Below are 25,431 nucleotides of genomic sequence, written 5' to 3'. Positions count from 1 at the left end.
GTCAGTCACTCTTCAAGACTTTTTTATATCGTTTGCCGATATTGTCTTGTGAGTGCCCACACAGATTGTCTGATTAAATTGTTAAAGAGCAGTGCGCTGTGGCCTGAGCCGCTAACGCGAGGTGGCGTATATTACGCGTTCCTCTTGCAGAGTCAACGTTTATTTTAACCGTTTTCCCTTTCTTCTTCACCGGCCAGTATGTGATTTACTTCACAGCGCCGTGTCGATGGAGGCGCATTATAGGGATCCCATTTCTTTACACAACCACTTTCTCGATCTTTTTTTCCGTTCGCGTATTTTTCGCCCCTTTCGTTGAGATCTTGTTCGATCGAGGTTACTTTCAGCTTGCTGACGCCATATCTCTGCCGATATTTTGTTTACCGGTCAACATACGATGTAATCAATTAAGGGGGTTGTTGATGGGACCTGAAATCGTTCGTGGCTATAAAGGCGTATTTCCTGACATTGGCGAAAACGTCATGATTGATCAATCAAGCGTGGTTATTGGCAACGTTACTCTTGGCGACGATGTCAGTATCTGGCCTCTGGTGGTGATCCGGGGTGATGTGAACAATATAAGCATCGGAGCGAGGAGCAACATTCAGGACGGTTCCGTGTTGCACATTACGCACAGCTCAGAAAAAAATCCGGCGGGTAATCCATTAATCATCGGGGATGATGTCACTGTAGGTCATAAAGCGATGTTACACGGATGCACGATCGGCAATCGTGTGTTGGTCGGTATGGGTTCCATTATTCTTGACGGCGCCGTCGTTGAAGATGACGTCATGATCGGCGCCGGGAGTCTCGTCTCTCCGGGAAAACGTCTGGAAAGCGGTTACCTGTATCTCGGCAGCCCGGCAAAAAGAATTCGCCCTCTGAGTCAGGAAGAGATAGAAGGACTTGTATACTCGGCAAATAACTACGTGCACTGGAAAGACGACTATCTTACTCAGGATAATGAGAAACAACCCTGAGCGTCATATTCATCGCCGAGCACCATTTTTTCAAACTCATCCTCCAGATCCCAACGATGCAGCCGGAACAGCGATATCCACTGTTCCGGAGCGTCACCGCCATAGCGCTGCATTAGCTGTTTTGCGCTGATTCGGCATTCCTGCTGATATCCATTGATCAATACGGGAAAACAGATAGCCTGATGCTCGTCATTCCAGACTTCACGATCCGGAAACTGGATCGACTGATTCATCGAGCAAGTTCCCGTTTTAGCTGTTCAATGACAGGCACGACATCCGGCATTACGCCATGCCAGAGTTGAAAGGCGTGAGCCGCTTGCCCCACCAGCATTCCTATTCCATCTGCATGACTGTTTGCCCCATGCTGTGCGCACCATACCAAAAACGGCGTCAGGCCTGGCAAATAAAACATGTCGTAGCAGCGCGTTTGTGGCGATATTAATGTGGTCGGCAACTCAGGAATATTGCCATGAACGCCTGATGACGTTGCATTAATAATCAGTTCAAAATCCCGACCGTGCAGATCATCCAACGCCAACGCCTGAATATTGCCAACGGAACTGAATATCTGCGCCAGAGCATCGGCTTTGGAAAACGTTCTGTTGGTAACGACAATCGAACAGCCATAAGCCAGCAGCGGCTGGATAACGCCACGCGCCGCGCCGCCCGCGCCGACCAACAAGATACGATCCTGCGGGTTGATAAAATTCAGGCGTTGTAAATCACTTAATAAACCAATGCCATCGGTATTATCGCCCAGCAGGCGCCCATCGTTCAGTTTCTTCAGTGTATTAACCGCCCCGGCAAGAGAGGCACATTCGCTCCGTTCATCAACTTCAGCAAAGGCCCTCTCTTTAAACGGCGCGGTAATATTCGCCCCACAGGCTCCATCCTGAAAATAGCGTCTCAACACCGCTTCAAAACTGTCCAACGGCGCTAATAAACGACTATAGGTAAGATCAATCCTCGTCTGAGCAGCAAATAACTCATGTATGCGCGGCGACTTGCTATGCGCGATTGGATTACCAAAAACAGCAAAAGATTTTATCTCCGACACCCTATTCTCCAATCTTTACATTAACCTTGACGCAGCCGTTCACCGGTTAAAATATCTCTTATCTCTGATGGATTTTTTCTGTCGCCGACGTTGCCATGAACAACAGGAAACGCTGCGCCGAACTGTTGATAAACCTCATCTTCAGTACGACAAGGGGGCAGTCCGCTCAAATTGGCGCTGGTTGAAACCAGCGGTTTGCCGTAACTCAGACACAGTTGTTTTACCAATGGATGCGCGCTGACCCGCACAGCAAGCGAACTAAATTGCCCGGTCAGCCACGATGGCGTCGTGGACTTAGCCGGGATCACCCAGGTAACAGGCCCGGGCCAACTGGAGAACAGGGTTTTCTTTTGCTCGTCAGACAACGCGCTATCGTCTACATAAGGCGCTAACTGCCGATAGTCAGCAGCAATAAGAATCAATCCTTTTTGCCACGGACGTTGTTTCAGAGCCAGCAAACGCTTAACCGCAACCTCACTATCCGGATCGCACCCCAAACCAAAAACGGCTTCGGTGGGATAAGCCACAACTTTTTCGTTTCTCAATGCCTGCACTATGGGGAGCAGTAAATCATCGGCGATCTCATTCATTTTTATCAACTTCAGCCGTTGCCGGCTTCCCACATAATTTACTGGCGCAAAAGAGCTTGATGCCTTTCGCCGTTTTCTTCTCGAAAAGTAAAGGATAGCGGCAGTGGAGGCATTCCCCTGCTACCGGTTTATTATTGAGCGTAAACTGACAATCAGGATAACGGGAGCATGCATGAAACACTTTCCCATAGCGTGACTTACGCTGTAACAGTGTTCCTTTATGGCATTGCGGACAGCTTAACGCCGTTTCATCCGGCCGATCGATCGCCTCCGTGTGATTACATTCCGGATAGTTTTCGCACCCGATGAACATGCCGTAACGCCCTTGTCTTAGCACCAACAGTGACTGGCAACTCGGACAGAATTGCCCATCAAGCACCTTGACCACATGACCGTCCGCCTGCGCCTTAAGCGGACGAATGAATTCACATTCAGGATAACGGGAGCAACCAAGAAAAGGCCCGTGCCGGCCGGAACGGATCACCAGCGCAGACCCGCACTCAGGGCAAACCTCTTGTTTCTTGTCGGCAAAAAGTACAGTCTTAGCCATTCCTTATCCATTACACTCTGGGCTATTGCACATAACCGTCATTTTCCTCAAACAGCAGCTCTTCCATTTGCTGGTACGCGTTCTCACACCCGGGAACATTGAAAAGCACCATAAGAATGACCCACTTAAGATCTTCCAGATCGAATTCCTGCGTTTCCAACGCCATCACCCGGTCAATCACCATCTCACGCGTTTCCAGATTTAATACCTGGATCTGTTCGAGAAATAATAAAAATCCCCGGCAGTCGGCATCAAGGCGCTGCTCTTCATCCTGCGTATAAATACGGATTGCCAAGGGATCATGAGCCAGGTTGAGGGGCGTATTTTGGCCTTCCTGTATGTCAGCCAATTTTTCCAGCCAACTCAACGCGCTGTAGATGTCGTTACGATGAAATCCAGCACGGGTGAGGTCATCGGTCAACGTATCCTGATCGACACGCATTTCAGTTTCATTGTGAATATAAGTTTCAAACAAGTACATGAGTACGTCGAACATGGCCTGCCCTCCTTAATCGGACATAGCCGCCGGGTACTGCTGCGATCCATCCTGCTAACTCCAGCTCCAATAGCTTACTCACTATCTCTGGCACAGGTTGGCCGGCACGTTCAGCGACAACGTCAACAGGTGTAACCTCATCTCCTACGTTAGCCAACACATCAGCAAATGGCAATTCAACATCCTCTTCTACGGCAGAAATAGTTTGATCGTTGTCGGCGCAGATCCAGTGAAGCCCGCTTCTTAGCTGTTCGACAATATTTTTCGGATGGGTGACAAGATAGGCTCCCTGTTGAATCAGCCAGTGAGTTCCTTCAGTCATCGGATTGCCTATAGCCCCTGGTAAGGCAAAGACGTCCCGCCCCTGATCCAACGCATAACGCGCCGTAACCAGAGAGCCGCTGCGCACGGACGCTTCAACCACCAGCACTCCCAGACTCAGCCCGCTGATAATACGATTTCTTCGTGGAAAATTCACAGCCAACGGCGGCGTTGCCAGCGGAAACTCAGATACCAATGCGCCGCCCTGGTCAAGAATGCGCGCGGCCAGTTTACGGTGACGCATGGGGTAAATGTTCTCCAGTCCGCTGCCCAGGATAGCGATGGTTTTACCATCGACATCGAGCGTAGCGCGATGGGCGATGCCGTCAATCCCGATAGCCAGCCCGCTGGTGATGGTGAGATTATTGACCGCCAGTTCCTGAGCAAAGAAATATCCCCATTGATCCCCATAGGCGCTGTTATTGCGGCTGCCGACAATCGCGATTTGCGGCGATGCCAATAAAGTGGGATCGCCGGCAACAAAAAGCAAAAGAGGAAAGGCGCTGATATTCCCAAGCAAAAATGGATATCTTTTATCACTACAGGTCACCATATGGTGGTCAGGCTGCGACAACCAGCGCAGCGTGTCCTCGACTCTCCGCGGATCAAAGCGTTGAAACTGTTCGGCCTGAACGTCAGTCATGCCGAGATGTATCAAGTCACGCCTGTTGTGATCGCCCAGCGCAATAAGTTCTCTGGCTATTACCCCGGCCCGCTTGGCGCCCAAATGTTTCACGCCCGTCAAGCGCAACCAGATTTCCGTTGATAACATGGCTCATCCTTTATTCCGCCGGGTTCGGGTCAACCGTGCAATTAAGTTCAGATGCTGTCAATCGGTGCGGGAAATGTCTAGAATAGGGGCTGATACTCTTTCATCTCTCGGATACAGATCTAAATATATATGTCAGTTTTGCAGGTATTACATTTTCCGGACGAGCGGCTTCGCATAAAAGCGCAGCCCGTAAAAGAAGTCAATGCAGACATCCAGCGTATCGTCGATGATATGTTCGATACCATGTATGCAGAAGAAGGCATTGGCCTGGCCGCCACCCAGGTTGATATTCACCAGCGTATTATTGTTATTGATGTTTCGGAAGAACGGGATCAGAGACTGGTTTTGATTAATCCCGAACTTCTTGAGAAGAGCGGCGATACCGGCATAGAAGAAGGGTGCCTGTCGATCCCGGAAACAAGGGCGCTGGTTCCGCGTGCCGAGCGCGTAAAAATTCGCGCCCTGGATCGAGAAGGAAACACCTTTGAACTGGAAACCGATGGTCTTCTGGCGATTTGTATTCAGCATGAAATGGATCATCTGGTCGGGAAACTGTTTATCGATTATCTCTCCCCGCTGAAACGCCAGAGAATCCGTCAAAAATTGGAAAAGCTGGCTAAACAAAACAGCCGGAATTAATCATTTTATTTTCCTGACAGGAAACGACGTGTCTGATTCTTTACGCATTATCTTTGCTGGAACACCTGACTTCGCAGCGCGTCATCTCGACGCGCTGTTTTCATCTCAACATCAGATTGTTGGCGTATTCACCCAACCCGATCGCCCGGCGGGAAGAGGCAACAAGCTTACGCCCAGCCCGGTAAAAACTCTGGCCGAACAGCATGGCGTTCCGGTGTATCAACCCAAATCGCTGCGCCAGAGCGAAGGGCAGGAGATGGTTGAAGCACTCCACGCGGATGTAATGGTGGTTGTCGCTTATGGGCTGATTTTACCGCAAACCGTGCTGAACATGCCGCGTCTCGGCTGTATCAACGTACACGGTTCGCTTCTGCCCCGCTGGCGAGGCGCCGCGCCGATTCAGCGTGCGCTGTGGGCTGGCGATCGGCGTACCGGCGTAACCATTATGCAAATGGACGCCGGCCTTGATACCGGCGCGATGTTGCATAAGATTGAATGCCCGATCCTTCAAGACGACACCAGCGCAACGTTGTACGGCAAACTGGCGGACCTGGGGCCGCGCGGTCTGTTGGAAACGCTGGAACAGCTTGCCAATGCCCGCGCGGTAGCCGAAGATCAGGATGACGCGCTTGCCACCTATGCTGAAAAACTCAGTAAGGAAGAAGCCCGTCTTGACTGGCAACTGTCTGCGGCGCAGCTTGAGCGTTGTATCCGGGCTTTTAATCCCTGGCCTGTAAGCTACTTCCTGATAGACGAACAGCCGGTTAAAGTGTGGAAAGCCGAGGTTATTTCGTCCAATCATCATGCGCAGCCAGGGACTATTCTGCAAGCCGACAAGAATGGCATTCAGGTTGCCACTCGGGAAAATATTTTAAATATTCTTGAATTACAGCCTGCTGGCAAAAAAATGATGAAAGCACAGGATTTACTTAACTCGCGTCGTGAGTGGTTTACACCCGGTGCTATTCTGGACTAATCGACTTTTATACCGGCCATTAGCGCCGGTATGCCCTATCTCTCACGTAGTCGCTAACAAATGAAAAGCTCATATAACCTTCGCAGTATTGCCGCTAAAGTGGTGGGGCAAGTAGTAGACCATGGACAATCGCTCAGCGCATTGTTGCCCGCTTATCAGCGTGATATCGCAGATAAAGATCGCGCATTATTGCAGGAACTGTGTTTTGGCGTACTGCGCGTATTGCCGCAGTTGGAGTGGTGTATTCAACAACTGATGGCAAAACCGTTGACGGGAAAACAGCGCCCGCTGCACTACCTTATCATGGTTGGCATGTACCAATTGCTGTATACCCGCATTCCGGCGCATGCCGCGCTGGCTGAAACGGTGGAAGGCGCCGTAGCCATGAAGCGCCCGCAGCTTAAAGGTCTGATTAACGGCGTTTTACGTCAGTTTCAACGCCAACAAGATGAACTGCTGCAACGCGCGGCGAACACTCCCACACGCTATCTGCATCCGAGTTGGTTACTGACGCGTATTAAAAACGCCTACCCTGAAGACTGGGAAAAAATCGTCGATGCCAATAACCAGCGGCCGCCAATGTGGCTGAGAGTCAATCGCTTGCATCACACCCGCGATGAATATCTGGCGCTGCTCGCACGGGAAAACATCGACGCTTTCCCGCATGCTGATTACCCTGATGCCATCAGGCTGTCTGTGCCCAGCGCGGTCGACCTGCTGCCCGGGTTCGCACAAGGGTGGGTTACCGTACAGGACGCCTCAGCCCAGGGATGCGTCCATTGGCTGTCGCCACAGGACGGCGAGCAAATTCTCGATCTCTGTGCGGCGCCAGGCGGCAAAACAACGCACATCCTCGAAGCCGCGCCAAAATCGCATGTTTTAGCCATTGATATCGATGACTCACGATTAAAACGGGTGAAAGAAAATCTACAGCGCTTGCAGTTGCACGCTGAGATAAAACAAGGCGACGGACGCTACCCTGCCACCTGGCGCGGCGACAAAGTATTCGATCGCATTCTTCTGGATGCGCCCTGCTCTGCTACAGGCGTTATTCGCCGGCACCCGGATATTAAATGGTTGCGTCGCGACAACGACATTGCCGAGCTTGCTTTACTGCAAAAAGAGATCCTTGATGCAATCTGGCCCCACCTGAAAATCGGCGGCACGCTAGTCTATGCAACTTGCTCAATCATGCCGGAAGAGAATCAGCGGCAAATAGAGGATTTCCTCAATCGCCATGCCGATGCTCGGTTAGTCGATACCGGCAGTAAGGCGAAACCAGGGCTTCAGAAACTCCCCAGCCCGGATGACGGCGATGGTTTCTTCTACGCCAAGCTGGTAAAAAACGGATATTAACCCCAGTATTGTCTACAACCACACGGCTATAACATATACGGCAGAATGTATTATGAAGATTATTATTCTTGGCGCTGGTCAGGTAGGCGGCACGCTGGCAGAAAATCTGGCGGGTGAAAACAACGACATCACCGTCGTCGACACCGATACGACCCGCTTACGTCAGCTTCAGGACAAATTCGATCTCCGTGTGGTCACTGGTTACGCTTCCCATCCGCGAGTGCTGCGAGAGGCGGGCGCGGAAGATGCGGATATGTTGGTTGCGGTCACCAACTCCGATGAAACCAACATGGTCGCGTGCCAAATAGCCTATTCGCTTTTCAACACCCCGAACCGTATTGCACGGATTAGATCTGCCGAATATATACGTGAATCCGACCAGTTGTTTCTGCCTGAAGCCGTTCCCATTGATCATTTGATCTCTCCGGAACAACTGGTGATCGATAATATTTACAAGCTGATTGAGTATCCGGGCGCGCTCCAGGTGGTTAATTTCGCGCAGGGTAAAGTCAGCATCGCCGCGGTAAATGCCTATTATGGCGGTCCACTGGTCGGTAATGCTTTGTCATCTATTCGTGAACACATCCCGCATATAGAAACGCGCGTTGCCGCGATTTTCCGTCACGACCGCCCTATTCGTCCCCAGGGTTCCACCGTGATTGAAGCAGGCGATGAAGTATTTTTTGTCGCGGCATCGCAGAATATTCGAGCCGTTATGAGTGAACTGCAACGGCTGGAGAACCCCTATAAACGCATCATGATCGTTGGCGGGGGAAATGTAGGGGCGGGCTTAGCCCAACGGCTGGAAAAAGATTACAGCATTAAACTGATAGAGCGGAATGCGGATCGCGCCGCCGAGCTTGCCGAATTATTGCAGGATACCATCGTTTTTCATGGCGATGCCTCAGATCAGGAACTCCTGGCCGAAGAGCATATTGAGCAAATCGACGTATTTATCGCCATCACCAATGACGACGAAGCCAATATCATGTCGGCGATGTTGGCTAAACGGATGGGCGCCAAAAAAGCGATGGTGCTCATACAGCGTCGGGCTTACGTTGATTTGGTACAAGGCAGTGTCATTGATGTTGCGATCTCTCCGCAGCAAGCAACGATATCAGCGCTACTCAGCCATGTGCGTAAAGCTGATATCGTCAGCGTTTCATCGCTGCGCCGAGGGGCCGCAGAGGCCATCGAAGCCATCGCGCACGGCGATCAGGACACCTCAAAAGTGGTCGGGCGCATGGTGGAAGACATTAAACTTCCGCCAGGCACCACCATCGGCGCTATCGTTCGCGGAGATGATGTCATCATCGCCAATGATAATACCCATATTGAGCAGGGCGATCACATTATCATGTTCTTGACGGACAAAAAATTCGTGCCTGATGTGGAACGCTTATTCCAGCCAAGTCCATTCTTCTTGTAATCAAAAGACGTTATTCTTTACACATCACAAGGTGATATGGCAAATATAAAACTATTGGTTAAAATTAATTTATCTTTTTATCAAGGAGTGTGGTTATGAGTATTATTAAAGAATTCCGAGAATTTGCCATGCGTGGCAACGTCGTGGATCTGGCAGTCGGGGTAATCATTGGTGCGGCTTTCGGTAAAATCGTATCGTCGCTGGTATCCGATATTATTATGCCCCCGCTTGGGCTACTTATCGGCGGAGTGGACTTCAAGCAATTCAGTCTTGTTTTACGTGCTGCGCAGGGCGATGTTCCCGCAGTCGTTATGCAGTACGGTGTATTTATTCAGAATGTTTTTGACTTCATTATTGTGGCGTTTGCGATTTTCATGGCGATTAAGCTAATGAACAAAATGCGTCGTAAACAAGAAGATGCTCCTGCCGCGCCGCCAAAGCCCAGCGCAGAAGAAACATTGTTAACTGAAATTCGCGATCTGCTAAAAAATCAGCAACAGTCCAAACTGTAAATCACTTAAATAGTCCGTTGTACAACGGCGTCTTCACATCAGAAAACAAAAAGGCCAGCGGTAAAGAATCATTCGATTGCTTACCGCTGGCCTCCCAATTTCCTTTCTTGGCATGTTTGTCTTTTCGACGATAGCTACCTTTACCTTTTGCGTTAACCTCTACTCTTTGACGAAACAATGGGTCATGCAGCAATGCTTCAATGGCATTATCCTGGATCTTTCCTCGTTTATGACGATAGGTGGTCATAATCACACTCCTCATGGGACCGGATGATAGAAATAAAGCGTGAAAAGTATAGTGTAGAAAATAAGGTGAAAACAGGCAGGCTGGAATAATTTATTGCACCTTTAAAACTTTTTTTTCAGCGATGATGCGTATTCGCCGTGTAAAAAGTCAGTATTGATACCTTTTTGCCGCAGGTTCAGTTCGAGTACGCGCAAACGCCGCGATTTTTCCTGATAGTCAGGTGATTCGCGAGAAATAGTTTGCAGTATATCGGCCAACGCCAATGCTTCCTTACGCTCTTGCAGTTCGACCGGTAAACACCCTGCATTCTTGAGCAGCCGATAACCCACTCTGAGATCGGGAGGTACAGCGCTGTCATCATCCAACACCAGGGGACGTCCCGAACCGGGAAGGTTATCAAAAACACCATTTTGCTGAGCGTGAGCTATATGGCGTTCAACCATCTCGTCAATCAACCACATTCCGCAATCTCTATTCGGTTTGATCTACCCTCACAGGTTAGCTTATTTCAGACGTAAAAAAACCGGGTTTCCCCGGTTTTTTTATGCTCTTACAGATTACTCCGCAGTAGCAACTTCTTCTGTCGCAGAAACAGAACGATCAACAAGCTCGATGTATGCCATCGGCGCATTGTCGCCTGCACGGAAGCCACACTTCAGAATACGAGTGTAACCACCGGCACGGCTCGCGAAACGCGGGCCCAGTTCATTAAACAGTTTTGCCACGATCTCGTTATCACGAGTACGGGCGAATGCCAGACGACGATTAGCAACGCTGTCGGTCTTGGCAAGAGTAATCAGCGGTTCAACAACACGACGCAGCTCTTTTGCTTTCGGCAGGGTCGTCTTGATAATCTCATGACGAACCAAAGAACTAGCCATGTTACGGAACATAGCCTGACGATGGCTGCTGTTACGGTTCAGTTGACGACCACTCTTACGATGGCGCATGACCTTATCCTTCTCAGTAAAACCTTAACCTGTGATCCGGTTACTCATCAGCAATGCTTGCCGGCGGCCAGTTTTCCAGGCGCATGCCCAGAGAAAGACCACGCGAAGCCAGCACGTCTTTAATCTCAGTAAGAGATTTTTTACCCAGGTTAGGCGTTTTCAATAGCTCAACCTCGGTACGCTGTACCAGATCACCGATGTAGTGGATAGCTTCTGCCTTGAGGCAGTTAGCAGAGCGGACAGTCAATTCCAGATCGTCAACAGGGCGCAGCAGGATCGGATCGAATTCTGGTTTTTCTTCTTTAACTTCCGGTTGACGTACATCACGCAGGTCAACAAAAGCTTCAAGTTGTTCAGCCAGAATGGTGGCCGCACGGCGGATCGCCTCTTCAGGATCGATCGTGCCATTGGTTTCCATTTCGATGACCAGCTTATCCAAATCGGTACGCTGTTCTACGCGCGCCGCTTCAACATTGTAGGCAATACGCTCTACAGGGCTGTAGCAAGCATCGACTAACAGGCGACCAATCGGGCGCTCATCTTCTTCCGTATGAATACGGGCAGATGCCGGCACATAACCACGACCACGCTGAACCTTGATACGCATGCTGATCGCGGCGTTTTCATCAGTCAGATGGCAGATCAAGTGCTGTGGCTTGACGATTTCGACATCACCATCATGGATGATGTCGGCTGCAGTCACAGGGCCAATGCCAGATTTATTCAGGGTAAGAATAACTTCATCTTTGCCTTGAACTCTCACCGCCAGCCCTTTCAGGTTGAGCAGGATTTCCAGGATATCTTCCTGTACGCCTTCTTTGGTGCTGTACTCATGCAGTACACCATCAATCTCAACCTCGGTCACCGCGCAACCTGGCATGGATGAAAGCAGAATACGGCGCAGTGCGTTGCCAAGAGTATGGCCGAAGCCCCGCTCTAACGGCTCAAGGGTCACCTTGGCGTGCGTCGAACTCACTTGCTCGATATCAACCAGGCGCGGTTTTAGAAACTCTGTCACAGAACCCTGCATTGTGTCCTCTCTTTGGTACTAAGCTTTACTTGGAGTAAAGCTCGACGATCAGGTGTTCATTAATGTCCGCAGACAGATCGGTACGTTCAGGAATACGTTTGAACACACCTTCCATCTTGGCAGCATCAACTTCCAGCCAAGTTGGCTTTTCACGCTGTTCAGCCAGCTCCAGAGCGGCTTTAACGCGAGATTGCTTTTTAGCTTTCTCACGGATGCTGACTACGTCATTCGGGGATACCTGATAAGAAGCGATGCTGACAACGCGACCGTTTACCATAATAGCTTTGTGGCTAACCAGCTGACGTGCTTCAGCACGAGTGGCGCCAAAACCCATACGATAAACAACGTTATCCAGACGGCCTTCCAGCAGTTGTAACAGGTTCGCACCTGTGTTGCCTTTCAGACGTGCTGCTTCTTTATAATAGTTACGGAACTGGCGTTCCAGCACACCGTAAATACGGCGAACTTTTTGCTTTTCACGCAACTGCACACCATAGTCAGACAGACGCGGTTTACGCGCACCGTGCTGGCCAGGAGCTTGTTCAATCTTACACTTGGAATCGATCGCACGAACACCAGACTTCAGAAACAGGTCGGTGCCTTCACGACGGCTCAGCTTGAGCTTAGGACCCAAATATCTTGCCATTTTCTTTCTCCAACAATCCTAAAAGCAGCGTTATACGCGACGCTTTTTCGGCGGACGACAACCGTTATGAGGGATCGGAGTCACATCAGTAATATTAGTGATGCGGAAACCAGCCGCGTTCAATGCGCGGATAGTAGACTCACGGCCCGGACCAGGTCCTTTAACCATAACTTCCAGGTTCTTAATACCGTACTCTTTCACTGCTTCGGCACAGCGCTCTGCTGCAACCTGAGCGGCGAATGGCGTAGACTTACGAGAACCACGGAAACCGGAACCACCGGCAGTTGCCCAACCCAGCGAATTACCCTGACGATCGGTAATAGTTACGATGGTGTTGTTAAAAGAAGCATGGATATGAGCCACACCGTCAGAGACTTGCTTTCTTACACGCTTACGTGTACGAATAGGTGCCTTTGCCATTATTCAATCACCCCGATTATTTCTTGATCGGTTTGCGCGGACCCTTACGGGTACGGGCGTTAGTCTTGGTACGCTGACCGCGAACCGGCAGACCACGACGATGACGCAAACCACGATAAGTACCAAGATCCATAAGACGCTTGATGCTCAGGGTAACTTCACGACGCAGATCACCTTCGACAACAAACTTGGCAACTTCGTCACGCAGCTTTTCGATTTGCTCTTCAGACAGCTCACTGATCTTAACATTTTCAGCAATACCCGATGCAGCGCAAATAGCCTGCGAACGAGTTTTACCAATACCGTAGATCGCCGTTAACGCGATAACGGTATGTTTATGATCAGGAATGTTAATGCCTGCTATACGGGCCACTATGCACTCCTACAATTTTATACAGCAATACCATTCTGAAAAGCCCGTTTTCAGGATACTCAAATAGTATTGCAGTTACATACAAAAGATTGGCTGGCTAATCTAGCCAGCTCAACCCAACTTTGCAAGAAAAATATGCGAGATAATCAGCCTTGACGCTGTTTATGCTTCGGTTCGGCACTGCAGATCACACGAACGACACCGTTACGCTTAACAATCTTACAGTTACGACATAATTTCTTGACGGAAGCACGAACTTTCATTTTTACTCTCCGTAACTTCTCAAGCTCGCCCGATCAACGGTTATAGCCTTTCAGGTTTGCTTTCTTCAATGCAGACTCGTATTGACTCGACATCATCAGAGTTTGCACTTGAGCCATAAAGTCCATGATGACCACAACAACGATCAATAATGACGTGCCGCCGAAATAGAAAGGCACTTTCATTGCGTCACGCATGAACTCCGGGATCAGGCAGATGAAAGTAATGTACATCGCACCAACCAAAGTCAGACGAGTCATTACCTTATCGATATATTTCGCCGTTTGCTCTCCCGGACGAATTCCTGGCACGAATGCACCGGACTTCTTCAGGTTATCTGCTGTTTCACGCGGGTTGAAAACCAACGCAGTGTAGAAGAAACAGAAGAAGATGATTGCAGACGCATAGAGTAGCACATAAAGCGGTTGTCCGGGCTGCAAATACAGCGAAATTGTCGTCAGCCAGTTCCAACCGGTACCGCCCCCAAACCAGGATGCAATCGTGGCAGGGAACAGAATAATGCTGGAAGCAAAGATAGCTGGGATAACCCCCGCCATATTCACTTTCAACGGTAAATGCGTACTCTGTGCTGCATAAACACGACGACCTTGTTGACGTTTGGCATAGTTAACGACAATACGCCGTTGACCACGTTCAATGAAAACAACGAAGAAGGTTACTGCAAACACTAAAACTGCAACCAACAGCAACAGGAGGAAGTGCAGGTCGCCTTGCCGCGCTTGCTCGATGGTATGGCCAATGGCCGGCGGCAAACCCGCAACAATACCAGCGAAGATTATGATCGAAATACCGTTACCGATACCTCGTTCCGTAATCTGTTCACCCAGCCACATCAGGAACATCGTTCCCGTAACCAGGCTTACAACAGCGGTAAAATAGAACGCAAAGCCCGGATTTAACACCAGACCCTGCATTCCCGGCATATTCGGCAGACCGGTAGCAATACCGATCGACTGAAATATCGCCAATACCAACGTGCCGTAACGGGTGTACTGGCTAATCTTGCGACGGCCAGCCTCCCCTTCTTTCTTTATTTCCGCCAACGCCGGATGAACCACCGTCAACAGTTGGATAATAATTGATGCCGAAATGTACGGCATAATACCCAGAGCAAAGATAGAAGCACGGCTCAGAGCACCACCAGAGAACATGTTAAACATTTCAATGATAGTGCCCCGCTGTTGCTCAAGCAATTTGGCAAGCACAGTGGCATCAATACCAGGAATCGGAATAAAAGAGCCAATACGGAAAACGATCAGCGCACCGATAACAAACAATAGTCTGCGCTTCAGTTCGCCAACTCCGCCTTTAGCACTTTGAAAATCTAATCCTGGTTGTTTGGCCATCTGCTACTTATTCCTCAATTTTACCGCCAGCAGCTTCGATAGCAGCACGAGCACCTTTAGTGACACGCAGACCACGAATCGTTACCGGACGAGCAACTTCACCAGACAGAATCACTTTCGCGAATTCGATCTGAATGCCAATAACATTAGCGGCTTTCAGCGTATTCAGGTCAACGATGTCGCCTTCCACTTTAGCCAGGTCAGACAGACGAACTTCTGCCGTAACCATTGCTTTGCGAGAAGTAAAACCGAATTTCGGCAGACGACGGTATAAAGGCATCTGACCGCCTTCAAAACCACGACGTACGCCACCGCCAGAACGAGACTTCTGACCCTTGTGACCACGACCGCCGGTTTTACCCAGGCCAGAACCGATACCACGACCTAAACGCTTCGGTGCGTATTTCGCACCTTCGGCCGGAGACAGAGTATTTAAACGCATCTCTTACTCCTCCACTTTAACCATATAGGAAACCGCGTTGACCATACCGCGAACCGCAGGAGTATCCTCACGTTCAACAGTATGTCCAATACGACGCAGACCCAGGCCAAGCAGCGTTGCCTTGTGTTTTGGCAGACGACCGATTGCACTACGGGTTTGAGTTATTTTAATAGTCTTTGCCATGGTTAATTACCCCAGAATTTCTTCAACGGATTTACCACGCTTGGCAGCGACCATTTCCGGGGACTTCATATTTGCCAGACCATCAATCGTTGCACGAACCACGTTAATCGGGTTAGTGGAACCATAGGCCTTAGCCAATACGTTGTGTACCCCTGCGACTTCCAGAACGGCGCGCATTGCACCGCCGGCAATAATACCGGTACCTTCGGAAGCCGGCTGCATGAACACACGAGAGCCCGTGTGAGCACCTTTAACCGGGTGCTGCAGGGTGCCGTTGTTCAGCGCGACATTCATCATATTGCGACGGGCTTTTTCCATCGCTTTCTGGATCGCTGCCGGAACTTCGCGCGCTTTTCCGTAACCAAAACCAACGCGACCGTTGCCATCACCCACTACAGTCAGTGCGGTGAAGCTGAAAATACGGCCACCTTTAACGGTTTTAGATACGCGATTTACCGCGATCAGCTTTTCCTGCAGTTCGCCAGCTTGTTTCTCGATGTGAGCCATCTTACACCTCTACCTTAGAACTGAAGGCCAGCTTCACGGGCAGCATCTGCCAGTGCCTGGACTCGACCATGATATTGGAAACCGGAACGGTCAAAGGATACGTCTTTAATCCCTTTTTCCAATGCGCGTTCAGCAATAGCTTTACCTACTGCGATAGCTGCATCTTTGTTACCGGTATACTTCAGTTGCTCAGCGATAGCTTTTTCTACAGTAGAAGCGGCTACCAGGACTTCAGAACCGTTCGGTGCGATGACCTGCGCATAAATATGGCGTGGGGTACGATGTACCACCAGACGCGTCGCACCCAGTTCCTGGAGCTTGCGGCGTGCGCGGGTCGCACGACGGATACGAGCTGCTTTCTTATCCATAGTGTTACCTTACTTCTTCTTAGCCTCTTTGGTACGCACGACTTCGTCGGCGTAACGGACACCCTTGCCTTTGTAAGGCTCAGGACGACGGTAGGCGCGTATTTCCGCAGCGACCTGACCAATAACCTGCTTATCAGCGCCTTTCAGCACGATTTCAGTTTGGCTAGGACACTCTGCGGTAATACCTGCCGGCAGCGCGTGGTCAACCGGATGAGAGAACCCAAGAGACAGATTCACTACGTTGCCTTTTACGGCAGCACGATAACCAACACCGACCAGCTGCAGCTTCTTGGTGAAGCCTTCGGTAACACCGACAACCATTGCGTTTAACAGAGCACGAGTGGTACCCGCTTGGGCCCATCCGTCAACGAAACCTTCGCGCGGGGCGAAAGTCAGAGCGTTGTCAGCCTGTTTAACTTCAACAGCGTCATGGATCTTACGACTCAGCTCGCCGTTTTTACCCTTAATCGAAATAACCTGACCGTTGAGTTTTACCTCTACGCCGGCAGGAATGACGACGGGTGCTTTTGCAACACGAGACATTCTTTCCTCCCGATTAAGCTACGTAGCAGATAATCTCGCCACCAAGACCAGCCTGGCGAGCTGCACGATCAGTCATAACACCTTTAGAGGTAGAAACAACCGCGATACCTAAACCGGCCATAACTTTTGGCAGCTCATCTTTTCTTTTATAGATGCGCAGACCTGGACGGCTTACTCGCTGAATGCTTTCTACCACTGCCTTGCCCTGGAAATATTTAAGTGCTAATTCCAGAACAGGCTTGGCGTCGCCTTCGATTTTAAAATCTTCAATGTAACCTTCTTCCTTCAGCACGTTGGCAATTGCCACTTTCAGCTTGGAGGAAGGCATGGTGACCGCAACTTTGTTCGCGGCTTGACCGTTACGGATACGGGTCAGCATATCCGCGATCGGATCTTGCATGCTCATCTGTCTTTACTCCCGTGATTCAATTGGTGACAATTACCAGCTAGCCTTTTTCAGACCCGGAATTTCACCGCGCATAGCGGCTTCACGGACCTTGATACGGCTCAACCCGAACTTCCGCAGGAAAGCATGCGGACGACCAGTTTGACGGCAGCGGTTACGCTGACGAGACGGGCTGGAATCACGCGGCAGAGTCTGCAGCTTAAGAACTGCATCCCAACGTTCTTCGTCGGAAGAGTTCACACCAGAGATAATAGCTTTCAATTCCTCGCGTTTAGCGCGGTATTTATCAGCCAGTTTCACGCGAACGACTTCGCGTGCTTTCATGGATTGCTTAGCCATTAGTAACCCTACCTTACTTGCGGAATGGGAAGTTAAAGGCGGCCAACAGCGCACGGCCTTCATCATCGGATTTCGCAGTGGTGGTAATGGTAATATCCAAACCACGAACGCGATCGACTTTGTCATAGTCGATTTCCGGGAAGATGATCTGCTCACGCACACCCATGCTGTAGTTACCACGGCCATCGAATGACTTGGCGGACAGGCCGCGGAAGTCACGAATACGCGGTACAGCAATGGAAATCAGTCGCTCAAGGAACTCCCACATGCGTTCGCCACGCAGAGTTACTTTACAGCCGATCGGATAGCCCTGACGGATTTTGAAGCCTGCAACAGATTTGCGAGCTTTGGTGATCAACGGTTTTTGACCGGAGATTGCTGCTAAGTCAGCTGCTGCGTTATCCAGCAGTTTCTTATCAGCGATCGCTTCACCAACACCCATGTTCAGGGTGATCTTCTCGACCCGAGGGACTTGCATGACAGAATTGTAGTTAAACTCAGTCATGAGTTTTTTAACTACTTCGTCTTTGTAGTAATCATGCAGTTTCGCCATCGTACTACTCCAAATTACTTGATAGTTTCGCTGTTAGATTTAAAGAAACGGACTTTTTTGCCGTCTTCGAATCTAAAGCCTACACGGTCAGCCTTACCAGTTGCCGCATTGAAGATTGCAAGGTTGGAAACTTGAATTGCCGCTTCTTTTTCAACGATGCCGCCTGGTTGGTTCAGGGCCGGAACCGGCTTCTGATGTTTTTTAACCAGGTTGATACCTTCAACAATGACCTTACTAGCAGACAGGACATTTTTTACTTTACCGCGCTTACCTTTATCTTTGCCGGTCAGCACGATAACTTCGTCATCACGACGGATTTTCGCTGCCATGATTCGCTCCTTAGAGTACTTCTGGTGCCAGAGAGATAATTTTCATGAACTTCTCATTACGCAGTTCACGAGTTACCGGCCCAAAAATACGCGTACCGATAGGCTGTTCGCTGTTATTGTTTAAAATAACGCAAGCATTTCCATCGAAGCGAATGACAGAACCGTCCGGGCGACGAACACCCTTCTTGGTGCGCACCACAACCGCCTTCAGTACATCGCCTTTCTTCACCTTACCGCGAGGAATTGCTTCCTTGATGGTAATCTTGATGATATCGCCGACGCCTGCGTAGCGACGGTGCGAGCCACCTAGAACCTTGATACACATTACGCGACGTGCACCGGAGTTGTCGGCCACGTTCAGCATAGTCTGTTCTTGGATCATGTTAGTGCTCCGCTAATGTCAACTACTACTTTAGGACCCATGATAGGCCATTAAAATGCCCCATAATTAAGGGCGCAGCATTATAACACCGCTTCCAGATTATGGGTAGAAAAAATAAACGGCCCAATTACTGAGCCGTTTATCATATCGAGAAGAGCGCTACTGTATTACAGAATCGCTTTCTCTACAACGCGAACAAGCGTCCAAGACTTAGTTTTGGACAGCGGACGGCATTCGCGGATTTCAACCACATCGCCGATACCGCATTCGTTGTTTTCGTCATGTACGTGCAGCTTAGTCGTACGCTTAATGAACTTACCGTAAAGCGGGTGTTTCACGAAACGTTCGATAGCGACAACCATGGATTTCTCCATTTTGTCACTAACGACTCGGCCTTGCAGAGTACGGATTTTATCGGTCATTACGCACCCGCCTTCTCAGTCAGTAAAGTCTTAACACGTGCAACATTACGACGCACTTGTTTCAACAGGTGAGTTTGTTGCAGCTGGCCACTTGCCGCCTGCATGCGCAGATTGAATTGTTCGCGCAGCAGTTCGAGCAGCTCAGTGTTCAGCTCTTCAACGCTCTTTTCACGCAGCTCTTGTGCTTTCATTACATCACCGTCTTAGTTACAAAGGTGGTTTTGATCGGCAGTTTCGCTGCTGCCAGTTGGAATGCCTCACGGGCTAACTCTTCCGGCACACCGTCCATTTCGTACAGGACTTTACCTGGCTGAATCAAGGCAACCCAATACTCTACGTTACCTTTACCTTTACCCATACGCACTTCAAGCGGCTTTTCGGTGATCGGTTTGTCCGGGAATACACGGATCCAGATCTTACCTTGACGCTTAACGGCACGAGTCATGGCACGACGTGCAGCTTCGATTTGACGAGCGGTCAGGCGACCGCGGCCAACAGCTTTCAGACCGAAAGTGCCGAAGCTAACATCCGTACCGGCAGCCAGACCGCGGTTGCGGCCTTTGTGCATCTTACGGAATTTTGTACGCTTTGGTTGTAACATCAGCGACTCTCCTTACTTGCGGCCTTTACGCTGCTGCTTTTTAGGTTGAGCAGCCGGTTTTTCCGGTTGTTCAACGGCAGCCATACCACCCAGGATCTCACCTTTGAAGATCCACACTTTCACACCGATAACACCATAAGTGGTGTGCGCTTCGGAGGTGTTGTAGTCGATATCCGCACGCAGCGTGTGCAACGGAACGCGACCTTCACGATACCATTCGGTACGCGCGATTTCAGCGCCGCCAAGACGGCCGCTTACTTCAACTTTGATCCCTTTAGCGCCCAGACGCATGGCGTTCTGAACCGCACGCTTCATAGCACGACGGAACATCACGCGACGTTCCAGCTGAGAAGTGATGCTGTCAGCAACCAGTTTTGCGTCCAGTTCAGGTTTACGAACTTCGGCGATGTTGATCTGTGCAGGTACGCCAGCGATATCCGCTACGACTTTACGCAGTTTTTCAACATCTTCACCTTTTTTACCGATCACGATGCCCGGACGAGCAGTGTGAATAGTCACACGGATGCTTTTGGCCGGACGTTCGATAACGATACGAGAAACGGAAGCTTTCTCCAGTTCCTTCGTCAGGTATTTACGAACTTTAAAGTCGCTGTCCAGGTTGTCAGCGAATTCTTTGGTATTCGCATACCAGGTAGAGTTCCAAGGTTTGACAATACCCAGTCGAATACCATTAGGATGTACTTTCTGACCCATTGCTAGTCTCCAGAGTCTCAGCGATCGGACACAACCACAGTAATGTGGCTGGTACGCTTCAGGATGCGATCCGCACGACCTTTGGCACGCGGCATAATGCGCTTCATGCTTGGGCCTTCGTCAACGAAGATTTTCGCGACGTTCAGATCATCAATGTCAGCGCCATCGTTGTGTTCTGCGTTAGCAATAGCAGACTCTAGTACTTTTTTAACCAGACCAGCAGCTTTCTTGTTGGTATAGGTCAGAATATCCAGAGCTTGCGACACTTTCTTACCGCGAATCAGGTCTGCCACCAGGCGAACCTTCTGAGCAGAAGAACGAGCGTGGCGATGTTTAGCGATAGTTTCCATCTCTTCCTCCTACCTTAGCGCTTTTTAGCCTTTTTATCGGCCGCATGGCCGCGATAAGTACGAGTCGGCGCGAATTCACCCAGTTTGTGACCGACCATTTCATCGGAAACAAACACCGGAACGTGCTGACGACCATTATGGACAGCGATGGTCAAACCGATCATATTTGGAAAGATCGTTGAACGACGGGACCAAGTGCGCAAAGGCTTCTTGTCACCGCTTTCCACCGCTTTCTCTACCTTCTTCAGCAAGTGCAGGTCAATAAATGGACCTTTCTTGAGAGAACGTGGCATGGTTTATCCTCTAAAATTATTTAGTACGGCGACGTACGATAAACTTATCAGTACGCTTGTTGCTGCGGGTCTTCTTACCTTTGGTCTGTACGCCCCACGGGGATACCGGGTGCTTACCAAAGTTACGACCTTCACCACCACCGTGCGGGTGGTCTACCGGGTTCATCGCCGTACCGCGAACGGTAGGACGAACACCACGCCAGCGAGCAGCACCTGCTTTACCCAGAACGCGCAGCATATGCTCAGCGTTACCGACTTCGCCCAGCGTCGCGCGGCAGTCAGATTCGACTTTACGCATTTCGCCGGAACGCAGACGCAGGGTAACGTAACCACCATCACGTGCAACGATCTGAACGTAAGCACCGGCAGAACGCGCCAACTGGCCGCCTTTACCTGGTTTCATTTCTACGTTGTGAACCGTTGAACCGACAGGGATGTTACGCATCGGCAAGGTGTTGCCGGTTTTAATTGCAGCATCAACGCCAGATTGGATCTGGTCGCCTGCTTTCAGGCCTTTCGGCGCCAGGATGTAACGGCGTTCGCCGTCTTTGTACAGAACCAGCGCGATATTCGCGGAACGGTTCGGATCATACTCCAGACGCTCAACAACCGCCGGGATACCATCTTTGTTGCGTTTGAAGTCAACCAGACGGTAAGCCTGCTTATGACCACCACCGATGTGACGGGTAGTGATGCGGCCATTGTTGTTACGGCCACCGGATTTGCTGTTCTTTTCCAGCAACGGGGCATAAGGTTTGCCCTTGTGCAGCTCAGGGTTAACCACTTTAACAACGTGGCGACGACCCGGAGATGTCGGTTTACATTTAACAATTGCCATTGTTCTTTACTCCTCCGACTTACTCTGCGCCGCCGATGAAGTCCAGATTCTGGCCTTCTTTCAGGGTGACGTAAGCTTTTTTCCAGTCGCTACGACGACCGATACGCTGTCCATGACGTTTCACTTTTCCTTTAACTACCAGGGTGCGAACATCATTGACTTCGACTTCAAACAGTTTCTGCACAGCAGCTTTGATTTCTGCTTTAGTCGCGTCTTTAGCAACTTTGAGCACGATGGTGTTGTTCTTTTCCATCGCAGTAGACGCTTTTTCAGAAACGTGCGGCGCGCGCAATACTTTCAGCAGACGTTCTTCACGGATCATGCGAGCATCTCCTCAACTTGCTTAACAGCTTCAGCAGTCATGACGACTTTGTCGAAGGCGATCAAGCTAACTGGATCAATACCGGCAACATCACGCACATCAACCTTGTACAGGTTGCGCGCTGCCAGGAACAGATTTTCATCCAGTTCACCGGTGATGATCAGTACGTCTTCCAGCGCCATGTCTTTCAGTTTCTGTGCCAGCAGCTTGGTTTTCGGCGCATCGACAGAGAACTTCTCGACAACGATCAGACGATCTTGACGTACCAGTTCGGACAGAATGCTTTTCAGCGCGCCGCGGTACATCTTTTTGTTAACTTTCTGACTGTGGTCCTGAGGCTTGGCAGCGAAGGTCACACCACCGGAACGCCAGATCGGGCTCTTGATAGAACCTGAACGCGCACGGCCAGTACCTTTCTGACGCCACGGTTTTTTACCGGAACCAGTTACTTCGGCACGAGTCTTCTGAGCGCGAGTACCTTGACGGGCACCTGCTGCGTAAGCAACAACAACCTGGTGTACCAGCGCTTCGTTGAAGTCACGACCGAAGGTAGTTTCGGAAACAGTCAGCGCGCTTTGCGCGTCTTTCAATACTAATTCCATTGCTATCTCCTCACGCCTTCACTGCTGGTTTAACGATCAGGTCGCTACCGGTCGCACCCGGAACAGCACCCTTAACCAGCAGCAGGTTGCGCTCAGCGTCAACACGCACTACGTCCAGGCTCTGAACGGTTACACGCTCGTTACCCAGCTGGCCTGCCATTTTCTTGCCTTTGAACACTTTGCCCGGAGTCTGGTTCTGACCGATAGAACCCGGAACGCGGTGAGACAAGGAGTTACCGTGGGTAGCATCCTGGGTACGGAAATTCCAGCGCTTAACCGTGCCGGCAAAACCTTTACCTTTAGATGTACCGGTAACGTCTACTTTTTTAACGTCTGCGAAAATTTCAACACTAATGCTCTGACCTACAGAGAATTCTTCGCCTTCTGCAAGACGGAATTCACGCAGAGTACGGCCAGCTTCAACACCGGCTTTAGCAAAGTGACCCGCTTCTGGTTTGGTAACGCGGCTTGCTTTTTTAGCACCGGTTGTTACCTGTACAGCGCGGTAACCGTCGTTAGTCAGGTCTTTGACCTGAGTGACGCGGTTTGCTTCAATTTCGATAACGGTTACGGGGATAGATACGCCATCTTCAGTGAAGATACGAGTCATGCCCACTTTTTTACCGACTAAACCAATCATTGTTTCAACCTCTCAATCGCTCAATGACCTGATTAACCCAGGCTGATCTGCACGTCTACACCGGCAGCCAGATCCAGACGCATCAGAGCATCAACGGTTTTCTCGGTTGGCTCAACGATGTCAACCAGACGCTTGTGAGTGCGGATTTCATACTGATCGCGCGCATCTTTATTGACGTGCGGAGAGATCAGAACGGTAAAGCGCTCTTTGCGGGTCGGCAGCGGGATCGGACCACGGACTTGCGCACCAGTGCGCTTGGCAGTCTCGACGATTTCCGCAGTTGATTGATCGATCAGACGATGATCAAACGCTTTCAGGCGGATACGGATTCTTTGGTTCTGCATGAGACCAGAGCTCCAATTATTTATAAACGTAAATAATTACTCCTCACACCCATTTCGATTGATGGGGGAGTGTAATCGTTAGTACATAACCCCCATATCGGGAGTATTGTTTTTGGCTAATTAATAAACTTAGCTCGCTGATTCACTACAAATCAGACTTACCATAGATTCGGCAAGCTCGCGCATTATACGCAAATTGAGTCAGGAAGCAACACGCAGGATGAAATGATGTAGAATAACAGCCGGAACATAGCGCTATGTCCGGCGGTGGGATGGCTGGCGGTAAAAGCAGATTATTGCTCTTTAAGCTGACTCTGAAGGTAGTTTTGTATCCCAAGACGGGATATCAGATCCAGTTCGGTTTCCAACCAATCGATGTGCCCTTCTTCATCTGCCAAGATTTCTATCATCAGATCTCGGCTGACGTAATCATGCACAGAATCCGCATAGGCGATGGCTTCACGTAAATCCTGCGCGCCATCGAGTTCAAGTTGAAGATCGGAACGAAACATCTCCTCAACATCTTCGCCGATATTAAGTTTCCCCAAATCTTGCAGATTGGGAATACCTTCAAGAAACAAGATTCGTTCAATATAGCGATCGGCGTGCTTCATTTCGTCAATAGACTCATGATACTCGTGATCGTTAAGGCGGGTCAGCCCCCAGTTTTTAAACATTCGGGCATGTAGAAAATATTGGTTAATCGCTACCAGCTCGTTGCCCAATAACTTATTCAGATGTGCAATGACTTTTTTATCGCCTTTCATGACATACTCCTCCGCTCCAGTTCTTAAAAGTGTAGAACCAGTAAGCAGAGAGTCAAAAAAACGACCCTACATTTTATGCTACTTCATACATATCAGGTATTTTGGCCTGCTCTTCCTCCAGGATAACCCGCGCCTGACGAATACACTTACCGCAATCGCTTCCAATAGGAACTAATTTGCGCAGTTGCTGCATAGACTGAGGCTGGTGCTGACGAACAGTATGGCGGATGACTTTATCGGATATCGCATTGCACAAACAAACATACATACCGAGAGACTCATTTTTTGACCAATACACTTATTGTAAATAAGAATAATTTTTATTTCAATTTACATTTGTGACTGTGAGCATAAAAAAAGGCACCGAAGTGCCTTTTTACGCTCTTAGTGTATCAGCGATTAAGCGATAACTTTAGCAACAACGCCCGCACCAACAGTACGGCCGCCTTCACGGATTGCAAAACGCAAACCGTCGTCCATCGCGATCGGCGCTATCAGGTTAACAACCATTTTAATG

At 49.8% G+C, this 25,431-nt stretch carries 45 protein-coding genes; 6 read left to right on the top strand and 39 right to left on the bottom strand.

What is annotated here, in order from left to right:
• The first annotated feature begins 419 nt into the window (after positions 1–419).
• Entirely contained in the window at positions 420–977 is a 558-nt protein-coding gene (locus tag JG725_RS20190) for a gamma carbonic anhydrase family protein (protein WP_172291834.1), read from the top strand.
• Here the strand turns inward: JG725_RS20190 and JG725_RS20185 are convergent.
• Genes JG725_RS20185 through dprA form a run of 6 tightly spaced genes read right to left on the bottom strand, consistent with a single transcriptional unit; the run spans position 953 to position 4,763 of the window.
• Positions 953–1,210 (bottom strand): DUF1488 domain-containing protein, encoded by a 258-nt coding sequence (locus JG725_RS20185; protein WP_172291833.1) that lies wholly within the window; start codon positions 1,208–1,210, stop codon positions 953–955. The genes JG725_RS20190 and JG725_RS20185 overlap by 25 nt on opposite strands.
• Entirely contained in the window at positions 1,207–2,034 is an 828-nt protein-coding gene (aroE, locus tag JG725_RS20180; RefSeq protein WP_172291832.1) for a shikimate dehydrogenase, read from the bottom strand. The genes JG725_RS20185 and aroE overlap by 4 nt, the downstream gene beginning before the upstream one ends.
• Before the next feature lie 20 nt (positions 2,035–2,054).
• Complete coding sequence (tsaC, locus tag JG725_RS20175) at positions 2,055–2,624, bottom strand: L-threonylcarbamoyladenylate synthase type 1 TsaC (RefSeq protein WP_199379614.1); 570 nt, start codon at positions 2,622–2,624, stop codon at positions 2,055–2,057.
• Positions 2,617–3,174, bottom strand: coding sequence for a type I DNA topoisomerase (locus JG725_RS20170; RefSeq protein WP_172291830.1), 558 nt, complete (start codon positions 3,172–3,174; stop codon positions 2,617–2,619). Before JG725_RS20170 ends, tsaC begins: the two co-directional genes overlap by 8 nt.
• A gap of 22 nt (positions 3,175–3,196) precedes the next feature.
• Positions 3,197–3,670, bottom strand: a complete 474-nt coding sequence (locus JG725_RS20165) for a DUF494 family protein (protein ID WP_048637267.1) — start codon at positions 3,668–3,670, stop codon at positions 3,197–3,199.
• A complete protein-coding gene (gene dprA, locus JG725_RS20160) occupies positions 3,642–4,763 on the bottom strand; it encodes a DNA-protecting protein DprA (protein ID WP_172291829.1) in 1,122 nt (373 codons plus the stop codon). Before dprA ends, JG725_RS20165 begins: the two co-directional genes overlap by 29 nt.
• A gap of 129 nt (positions 4,764–4,892) precedes the next feature.
• Between dprA and def the strand changes: the two genes are divergently transcribed.
• The 5 genes from def to mscL all read left to right on the top strand — a co-directional run bounded on the left by def (position 4,893) and on the right by mscL (position 9,675).
• The gene (gene def, locus JG725_RS20155; RefSeq protein WP_172291828.1) at positions 4,893–5,402 is read left to right on the top strand and encodes a peptide deformylase; all 510 of its coding nucleotides are present in this window, start codon (positions 4,893–4,895) and stop codon (positions 5,400–5,402) included.
• Between the two features lie 28 nt (positions 5,403–5,430).
• Positions 5,431–6,378, top strand: coding sequence for a methionyl-tRNA formyltransferase (gene fmt, locus JG725_RS20150; protein WP_199379612.1), 948 nt, complete (start codon positions 5,431–5,433; stop codon positions 6,376–6,378).
• 60 nt (positions 6,379–6,438) lie between these two features.
• Positions 6,439–7,734: a 16S rRNA (cytosine(967)-C(5))-methyltransferase RsmB gene (gene rsmB, locus JG725_RS20145; RefSeq protein ID WP_199379610.1), complete on the top strand. Its 1,296-nt coding sequence runs from the start codon at positions 6,439–6,441 to the stop codon at positions 7,732–7,734.
• A 52-nt stretch (positions 7,735–7,786) separates the two neighbouring features.
• Positions 7,787–9,163 carry a Trk system potassium transporter TrkA gene (gene trkA / locus JG725_RS20140; RefSeq protein WP_172291825.1) on the top strand — a complete coding sequence of 459 codons (1,377 nt, stop codon included), beginning with the start codon at positions 7,787–7,789 and terminating at the stop codon, positions 9,161–9,163.
• Positions 9,164–9,258: 95 nt separating this feature from the next.
• Positions 9,259–9,675, top strand: a complete 417-nt coding sequence (gene mscL, locus JG725_RS20135; RefSeq protein ID WP_172291824.1) for a large-conductance mechanosensitive channel protein MscL — start codon at positions 9,259–9,261, stop codon at positions 9,673–9,675.
• A gap of 1 nt (position 9,676) precedes the next feature.
• On the opposite strand, the gene JG725_RS20130 is transcribed toward mscL, so the two are convergent.
• The 33 genes from JG725_RS20130 to JG725_RS19970 all read right to left on the bottom strand — a co-directional run.
• Positions 9,677–9,922 (bottom strand): alternative ribosome-rescue factor A, encoded by a 246-nt coding sequence (locus JG725_RS20130; RefSeq protein WP_172291823.1) that lies wholly within the window; start codon positions 9,920–9,922, stop codon positions 9,677–9,679.
• A gap of 101 nt (positions 9,923–10,023) precedes the next feature.
• Positions 10,024–10,383 (bottom strand): DUF1992 domain-containing protein, encoded by a 360-nt coding sequence (locus tag JG725_RS20125; RefSeq protein ID WP_172291822.1) that lies wholly within the window; start codon positions 10,381–10,383, stop codon positions 10,024–10,026.
• A 96-nt stretch (positions 10,384–10,479) separates the two neighbouring features.
• Positions 10,480–10,872: a 50S ribosomal protein L17 gene (gene rplQ, locus JG725_RS20120; RefSeq protein ID WP_172291821.1), complete on the bottom strand. Its 393-nt coding sequence runs from the start codon at positions 10,870–10,872 to the stop codon at positions 10,480–10,482.
• Between the two features lie 40 nt (positions 10,873–10,912).
• Positions 10,913–11,902 carry a DNA-directed RNA polymerase subunit alpha gene (rpoA, locus tag JG725_RS20115; protein WP_113868991.1) on the bottom strand — a complete coding sequence of 330 codons (990 nt, stop codon included), beginning with the start codon at positions 11,900–11,902 and terminating at the stop codon, positions 10,913–10,915.
• Between the two features lie 25 nt (positions 11,903–11,927).
• Positions 11,928–12,548, bottom strand: a complete 621-nt coding sequence (gene rpsD / locus JG725_RS20110; protein ID WP_009111218.1) for a 30S ribosomal protein S4 — start codon at positions 12,546–12,548, stop codon at positions 11,928–11,930.
• A 30-nt stretch (positions 12,549–12,578) separates the two neighbouring features.
• Positions 12,579–12,968 carry a 30S ribosomal protein S11 gene (rpsK, locus tag JG725_RS20105; protein ID WP_199379608.1) on the bottom strand — a complete coding sequence of 130 codons (390 nt, stop codon included), beginning with the start codon at positions 12,966–12,968 and terminating at the stop codon, positions 12,579–12,581.
• Between the two features lie 16 nt (positions 12,969–12,984).
• Complete coding sequence (gene rpsM, locus JG725_RS20100) at positions 12,985–13,341, bottom strand: 30S ribosomal protein S13 (RefSeq protein WP_172291820.1); 357 nt, start codon at positions 13,339–13,341, stop codon at positions 12,985–12,987.
• Between the two features lie 146 nt (positions 13,342–13,487).
• Complete coding sequence (rpmJ, locus tag JG725_RS20095; protein ID WP_002227352.1) at positions 13,488–13,604, bottom strand: 50S ribosomal protein L36; 117 nt, start codon at positions 13,602–13,604, stop codon at positions 13,488–13,490.
• Between the two features lie 33 nt (positions 13,605–13,637).
• Complete coding sequence (gene secY / locus JG725_RS20090) at positions 13,638–14,969, bottom strand: preprotein translocase subunit SecY (RefSeq protein WP_137712304.1); 1,332 nt, start codon at positions 14,967–14,969, stop codon at positions 13,638–13,640.
• 7 nt (positions 14,970–14,976) lie between these two features.
• A complete protein-coding gene (rplO, locus tag JG725_RS20085; protein ID WP_199379607.1) occupies positions 14,977–15,411 on the bottom strand; it encodes a 50S ribosomal protein L15 in 435 nt (144 codons plus the stop codon).
• A gap of 3 nt (positions 15,412–15,414) precedes the next feature.
• Positions 15,415–15,594 (bottom strand): 50S ribosomal protein L30, encoded by a 180-nt coding sequence (gene rpmD / locus JG725_RS20080; protein WP_004846568.1) that lies wholly within the window; start codon positions 15,592–15,594, stop codon positions 15,415–15,417.
• 6 nt (positions 15,595–15,600) lie between these two features.
• The gene (gene rpsE / locus JG725_RS20075; protein ID WP_005970257.1) at positions 15,601–16,101 is read right to left on the bottom strand and encodes a 30S ribosomal protein S5; all 501 of its coding nucleotides are present in this window, start codon (positions 16,099–16,101) and stop codon (positions 15,601–15,603) included.
• Between the two features lie 14 nt (positions 16,102–16,115).
• The gene (gene rplR, locus JG725_RS20070; RefSeq protein ID WP_009111214.1) at positions 16,116–16,469 is read right to left on the bottom strand and encodes a 50S ribosomal protein L18; all 354 of its coding nucleotides are present in this window, start codon (positions 16,467–16,469) and stop codon (positions 16,116–16,118) included.
• Between the two features lie 9 nt (positions 16,470–16,478).
• Positions 16,479–17,012, bottom strand: a complete 534-nt coding sequence (gene rplF / locus JG725_RS20065) for a 50S ribosomal protein L6 (protein ID WP_113868999.1) — start codon at positions 17,010–17,012, stop codon at positions 16,479–16,481.
• A gap of 13 nt (positions 17,013–17,025) precedes the next feature.
• A complete protein-coding gene (gene rpsH / locus JG725_RS20060) occupies positions 17,026–17,418 on the bottom strand; it encodes a 30S ribosomal protein S8 (protein ID WP_009111212.1) in 393 nt (130 codons plus the stop codon).
• A 33-nt stretch (positions 17,419–17,451) separates the two neighbouring features.
• A complete protein-coding gene (gene rpsN / locus JG725_RS20055; protein ID WP_109491455.1) occupies positions 17,452–17,757 on the bottom strand; it encodes a 30S ribosomal protein S14 in 306 nt (101 codons plus the stop codon).
• A 13-nt stretch (positions 17,758–17,770) separates the two neighbouring features.
• Entirely contained in the window at positions 17,771–18,310 is a 540-nt protein-coding gene (gene rplE / locus JG725_RS20050; protein WP_005970265.1) for a 50S ribosomal protein L5, read from the bottom strand.
• Positions 18,311–18,324: 14 nt separating this feature from the next.
• A complete protein-coding gene (gene rplX, locus JG725_RS20045; protein ID WP_005970267.1) occupies positions 18,325–18,639 on the bottom strand; it encodes a 50S ribosomal protein L24 in 315 nt (104 codons plus the stop codon).
• 10 nt (positions 18,640–18,649) lie between these two features.
• Complete coding sequence (gene rplN, locus JG725_RS20040; RefSeq protein WP_000613954.1) at positions 18,650–19,021, bottom strand: 50S ribosomal protein L14; 372 nt, start codon at positions 19,019–19,021, stop codon at positions 18,650–18,652.
• 167 nt (positions 19,022–19,188) lie between these two features.
• Positions 19,189–19,443 carry a 30S ribosomal protein S17 gene (gene rpsQ, locus JG725_RS20035; protein ID WP_011095505.1) on the bottom strand — a complete coding sequence of 85 codons (255 nt, stop codon included), beginning with the start codon at positions 19,441–19,443 and terminating at the stop codon, positions 19,189–19,191.
• Positions 19,443–19,634: a 50S ribosomal protein L29 gene (gene rpmC / locus JG725_RS20030; protein ID WP_048637248.1), complete on the bottom strand. Its 192-nt coding sequence runs from the start codon at positions 19,632–19,634 to the stop codon at positions 19,443–19,445. Before rpmC ends, rpsQ begins: the two co-directional genes overlap by 1 nt.
• On the bottom strand, positions 19,634–20,044 hold the full coding sequence (gene rplP, locus JG725_RS20025; RefSeq protein ID WP_009111208.1) for a 50S ribosomal protein L16: 411 nt from the start codon (positions 20,042–20,044) through the stop codon (positions 19,634–19,636). Before rplP ends, rpmC begins: the two co-directional genes overlap by 1 nt.
• 12 nt (positions 20,045–20,056) lie before the next feature.
• On the bottom strand, positions 20,057–20,758 hold the full coding sequence (gene rpsC / locus JG725_RS20020; protein WP_005970274.1) for a 30S ribosomal protein S3: 702 nt from the start codon (positions 20,756–20,758) through the stop codon (positions 20,057–20,059).
• 17 nt (positions 20,759–20,775) lie between these two features.
• Positions 20,776–21,108 carry a 50S ribosomal protein L22 gene (gene rplV, locus JG725_RS20015; protein ID WP_172291818.1) on the bottom strand — a complete coding sequence of 111 codons (333 nt, stop codon included), beginning with the start codon at positions 21,106–21,108 and terminating at the stop codon, positions 20,776–20,778.
• 14 nt (positions 21,109–21,122) lie between these two features.
• Positions 21,123–21,401: a 30S ribosomal protein S19 gene (rpsS, locus tag JG725_RS20010; protein WP_004929772.1), complete on the bottom strand. Its 279-nt coding sequence runs from the start codon at positions 21,399–21,401 to the stop codon at positions 21,123–21,125.
• 16 nt (positions 21,402–21,417) lie between these two features.
• Positions 21,418–22,239, bottom strand: coding sequence for a 50S ribosomal protein L2 (gene rplB, locus JG725_RS20005; RefSeq protein ID WP_172291817.1), 822 nt, complete (start codon positions 22,237–22,239; stop codon positions 21,418–21,420).
• A 19-nt stretch (positions 22,240–22,258) separates the two neighbouring features.
• Entirely contained in the window at positions 22,259–22,561 is a 303-nt protein-coding gene (rplW, locus tag JG725_RS20000; protein WP_009111205.1) for a 50S ribosomal protein L23, read from the bottom strand.
• Positions 22,558–23,163, bottom strand: a complete 606-nt coding sequence (gene rplD / locus JG725_RS19995) for a 50S ribosomal protein L4 (protein WP_172291816.1) — start codon at positions 23,161–23,163, stop codon at positions 22,558–22,560. Before rplD ends, rplW begins: the two co-directional genes overlap by 4 nt.
• Before the next feature lie 10 nt (positions 23,164–23,173).
• Positions 23,174–23,803 carry a 50S ribosomal protein L3 gene (gene rplC, locus JG725_RS19990; RefSeq protein ID WP_172291815.1) on the bottom strand — a complete coding sequence of 210 codons (630 nt, stop codon included), beginning with the start codon at positions 23,801–23,803 and terminating at the stop codon, positions 23,174–23,176.
• A 32-nt stretch (positions 23,804–23,835) separates the two neighbouring features.
• Positions 23,836–24,147, bottom strand: coding sequence for a 30S ribosomal protein S10 (gene rpsJ / locus JG725_RS19985; RefSeq protein WP_001181005.1), 312 nt, complete (start codon positions 24,145–24,147; stop codon positions 23,836–23,838).
• A 293-nt stretch (positions 24,148–24,440) separates the two neighbouring features.
• Positions 24,441–24,914, bottom strand: a complete 474-nt coding sequence (gene bfr, locus JG725_RS19980; protein ID WP_172291814.1) for a bacterioferritin — start codon at positions 24,912–24,914, stop codon at positions 24,441–24,443.
• Between the two features lie 73 nt (positions 24,915–24,987).
• A complete protein-coding gene (gene bfd / locus JG725_RS19975; protein WP_172291813.1) occupies positions 24,988–25,182 on the bottom strand; it encodes a bacterioferritin-associated ferredoxin in 195 nt (64 codons plus the stop codon).
• A gap of 131 nt (positions 25,183–25,313) precedes the next feature.
• Positions 25,314–25,431: hypothetical protein (locus tag JG725_RS19970; RefSeq protein ID WP_199379605.1), on the bottom strand; the 118-nt coding region annotated here is incomplete at its 5' end.

Origin of the sequence: Brenneria sp. L3-3C-1 (genome assembly GCF_016456245.1) — a bacterium.
In the GTDB taxonomy this organism is placed as follows: Bacteria; Pseudomonadota; Gammaproteobacteria; order Enterobacterales; family Enterobacteriaceae; genus Brenneria.
Note: the sequence above shows the minus strand (reverse complement) of the source record. Positions and strands in the feature narration are given on the sequence as shown.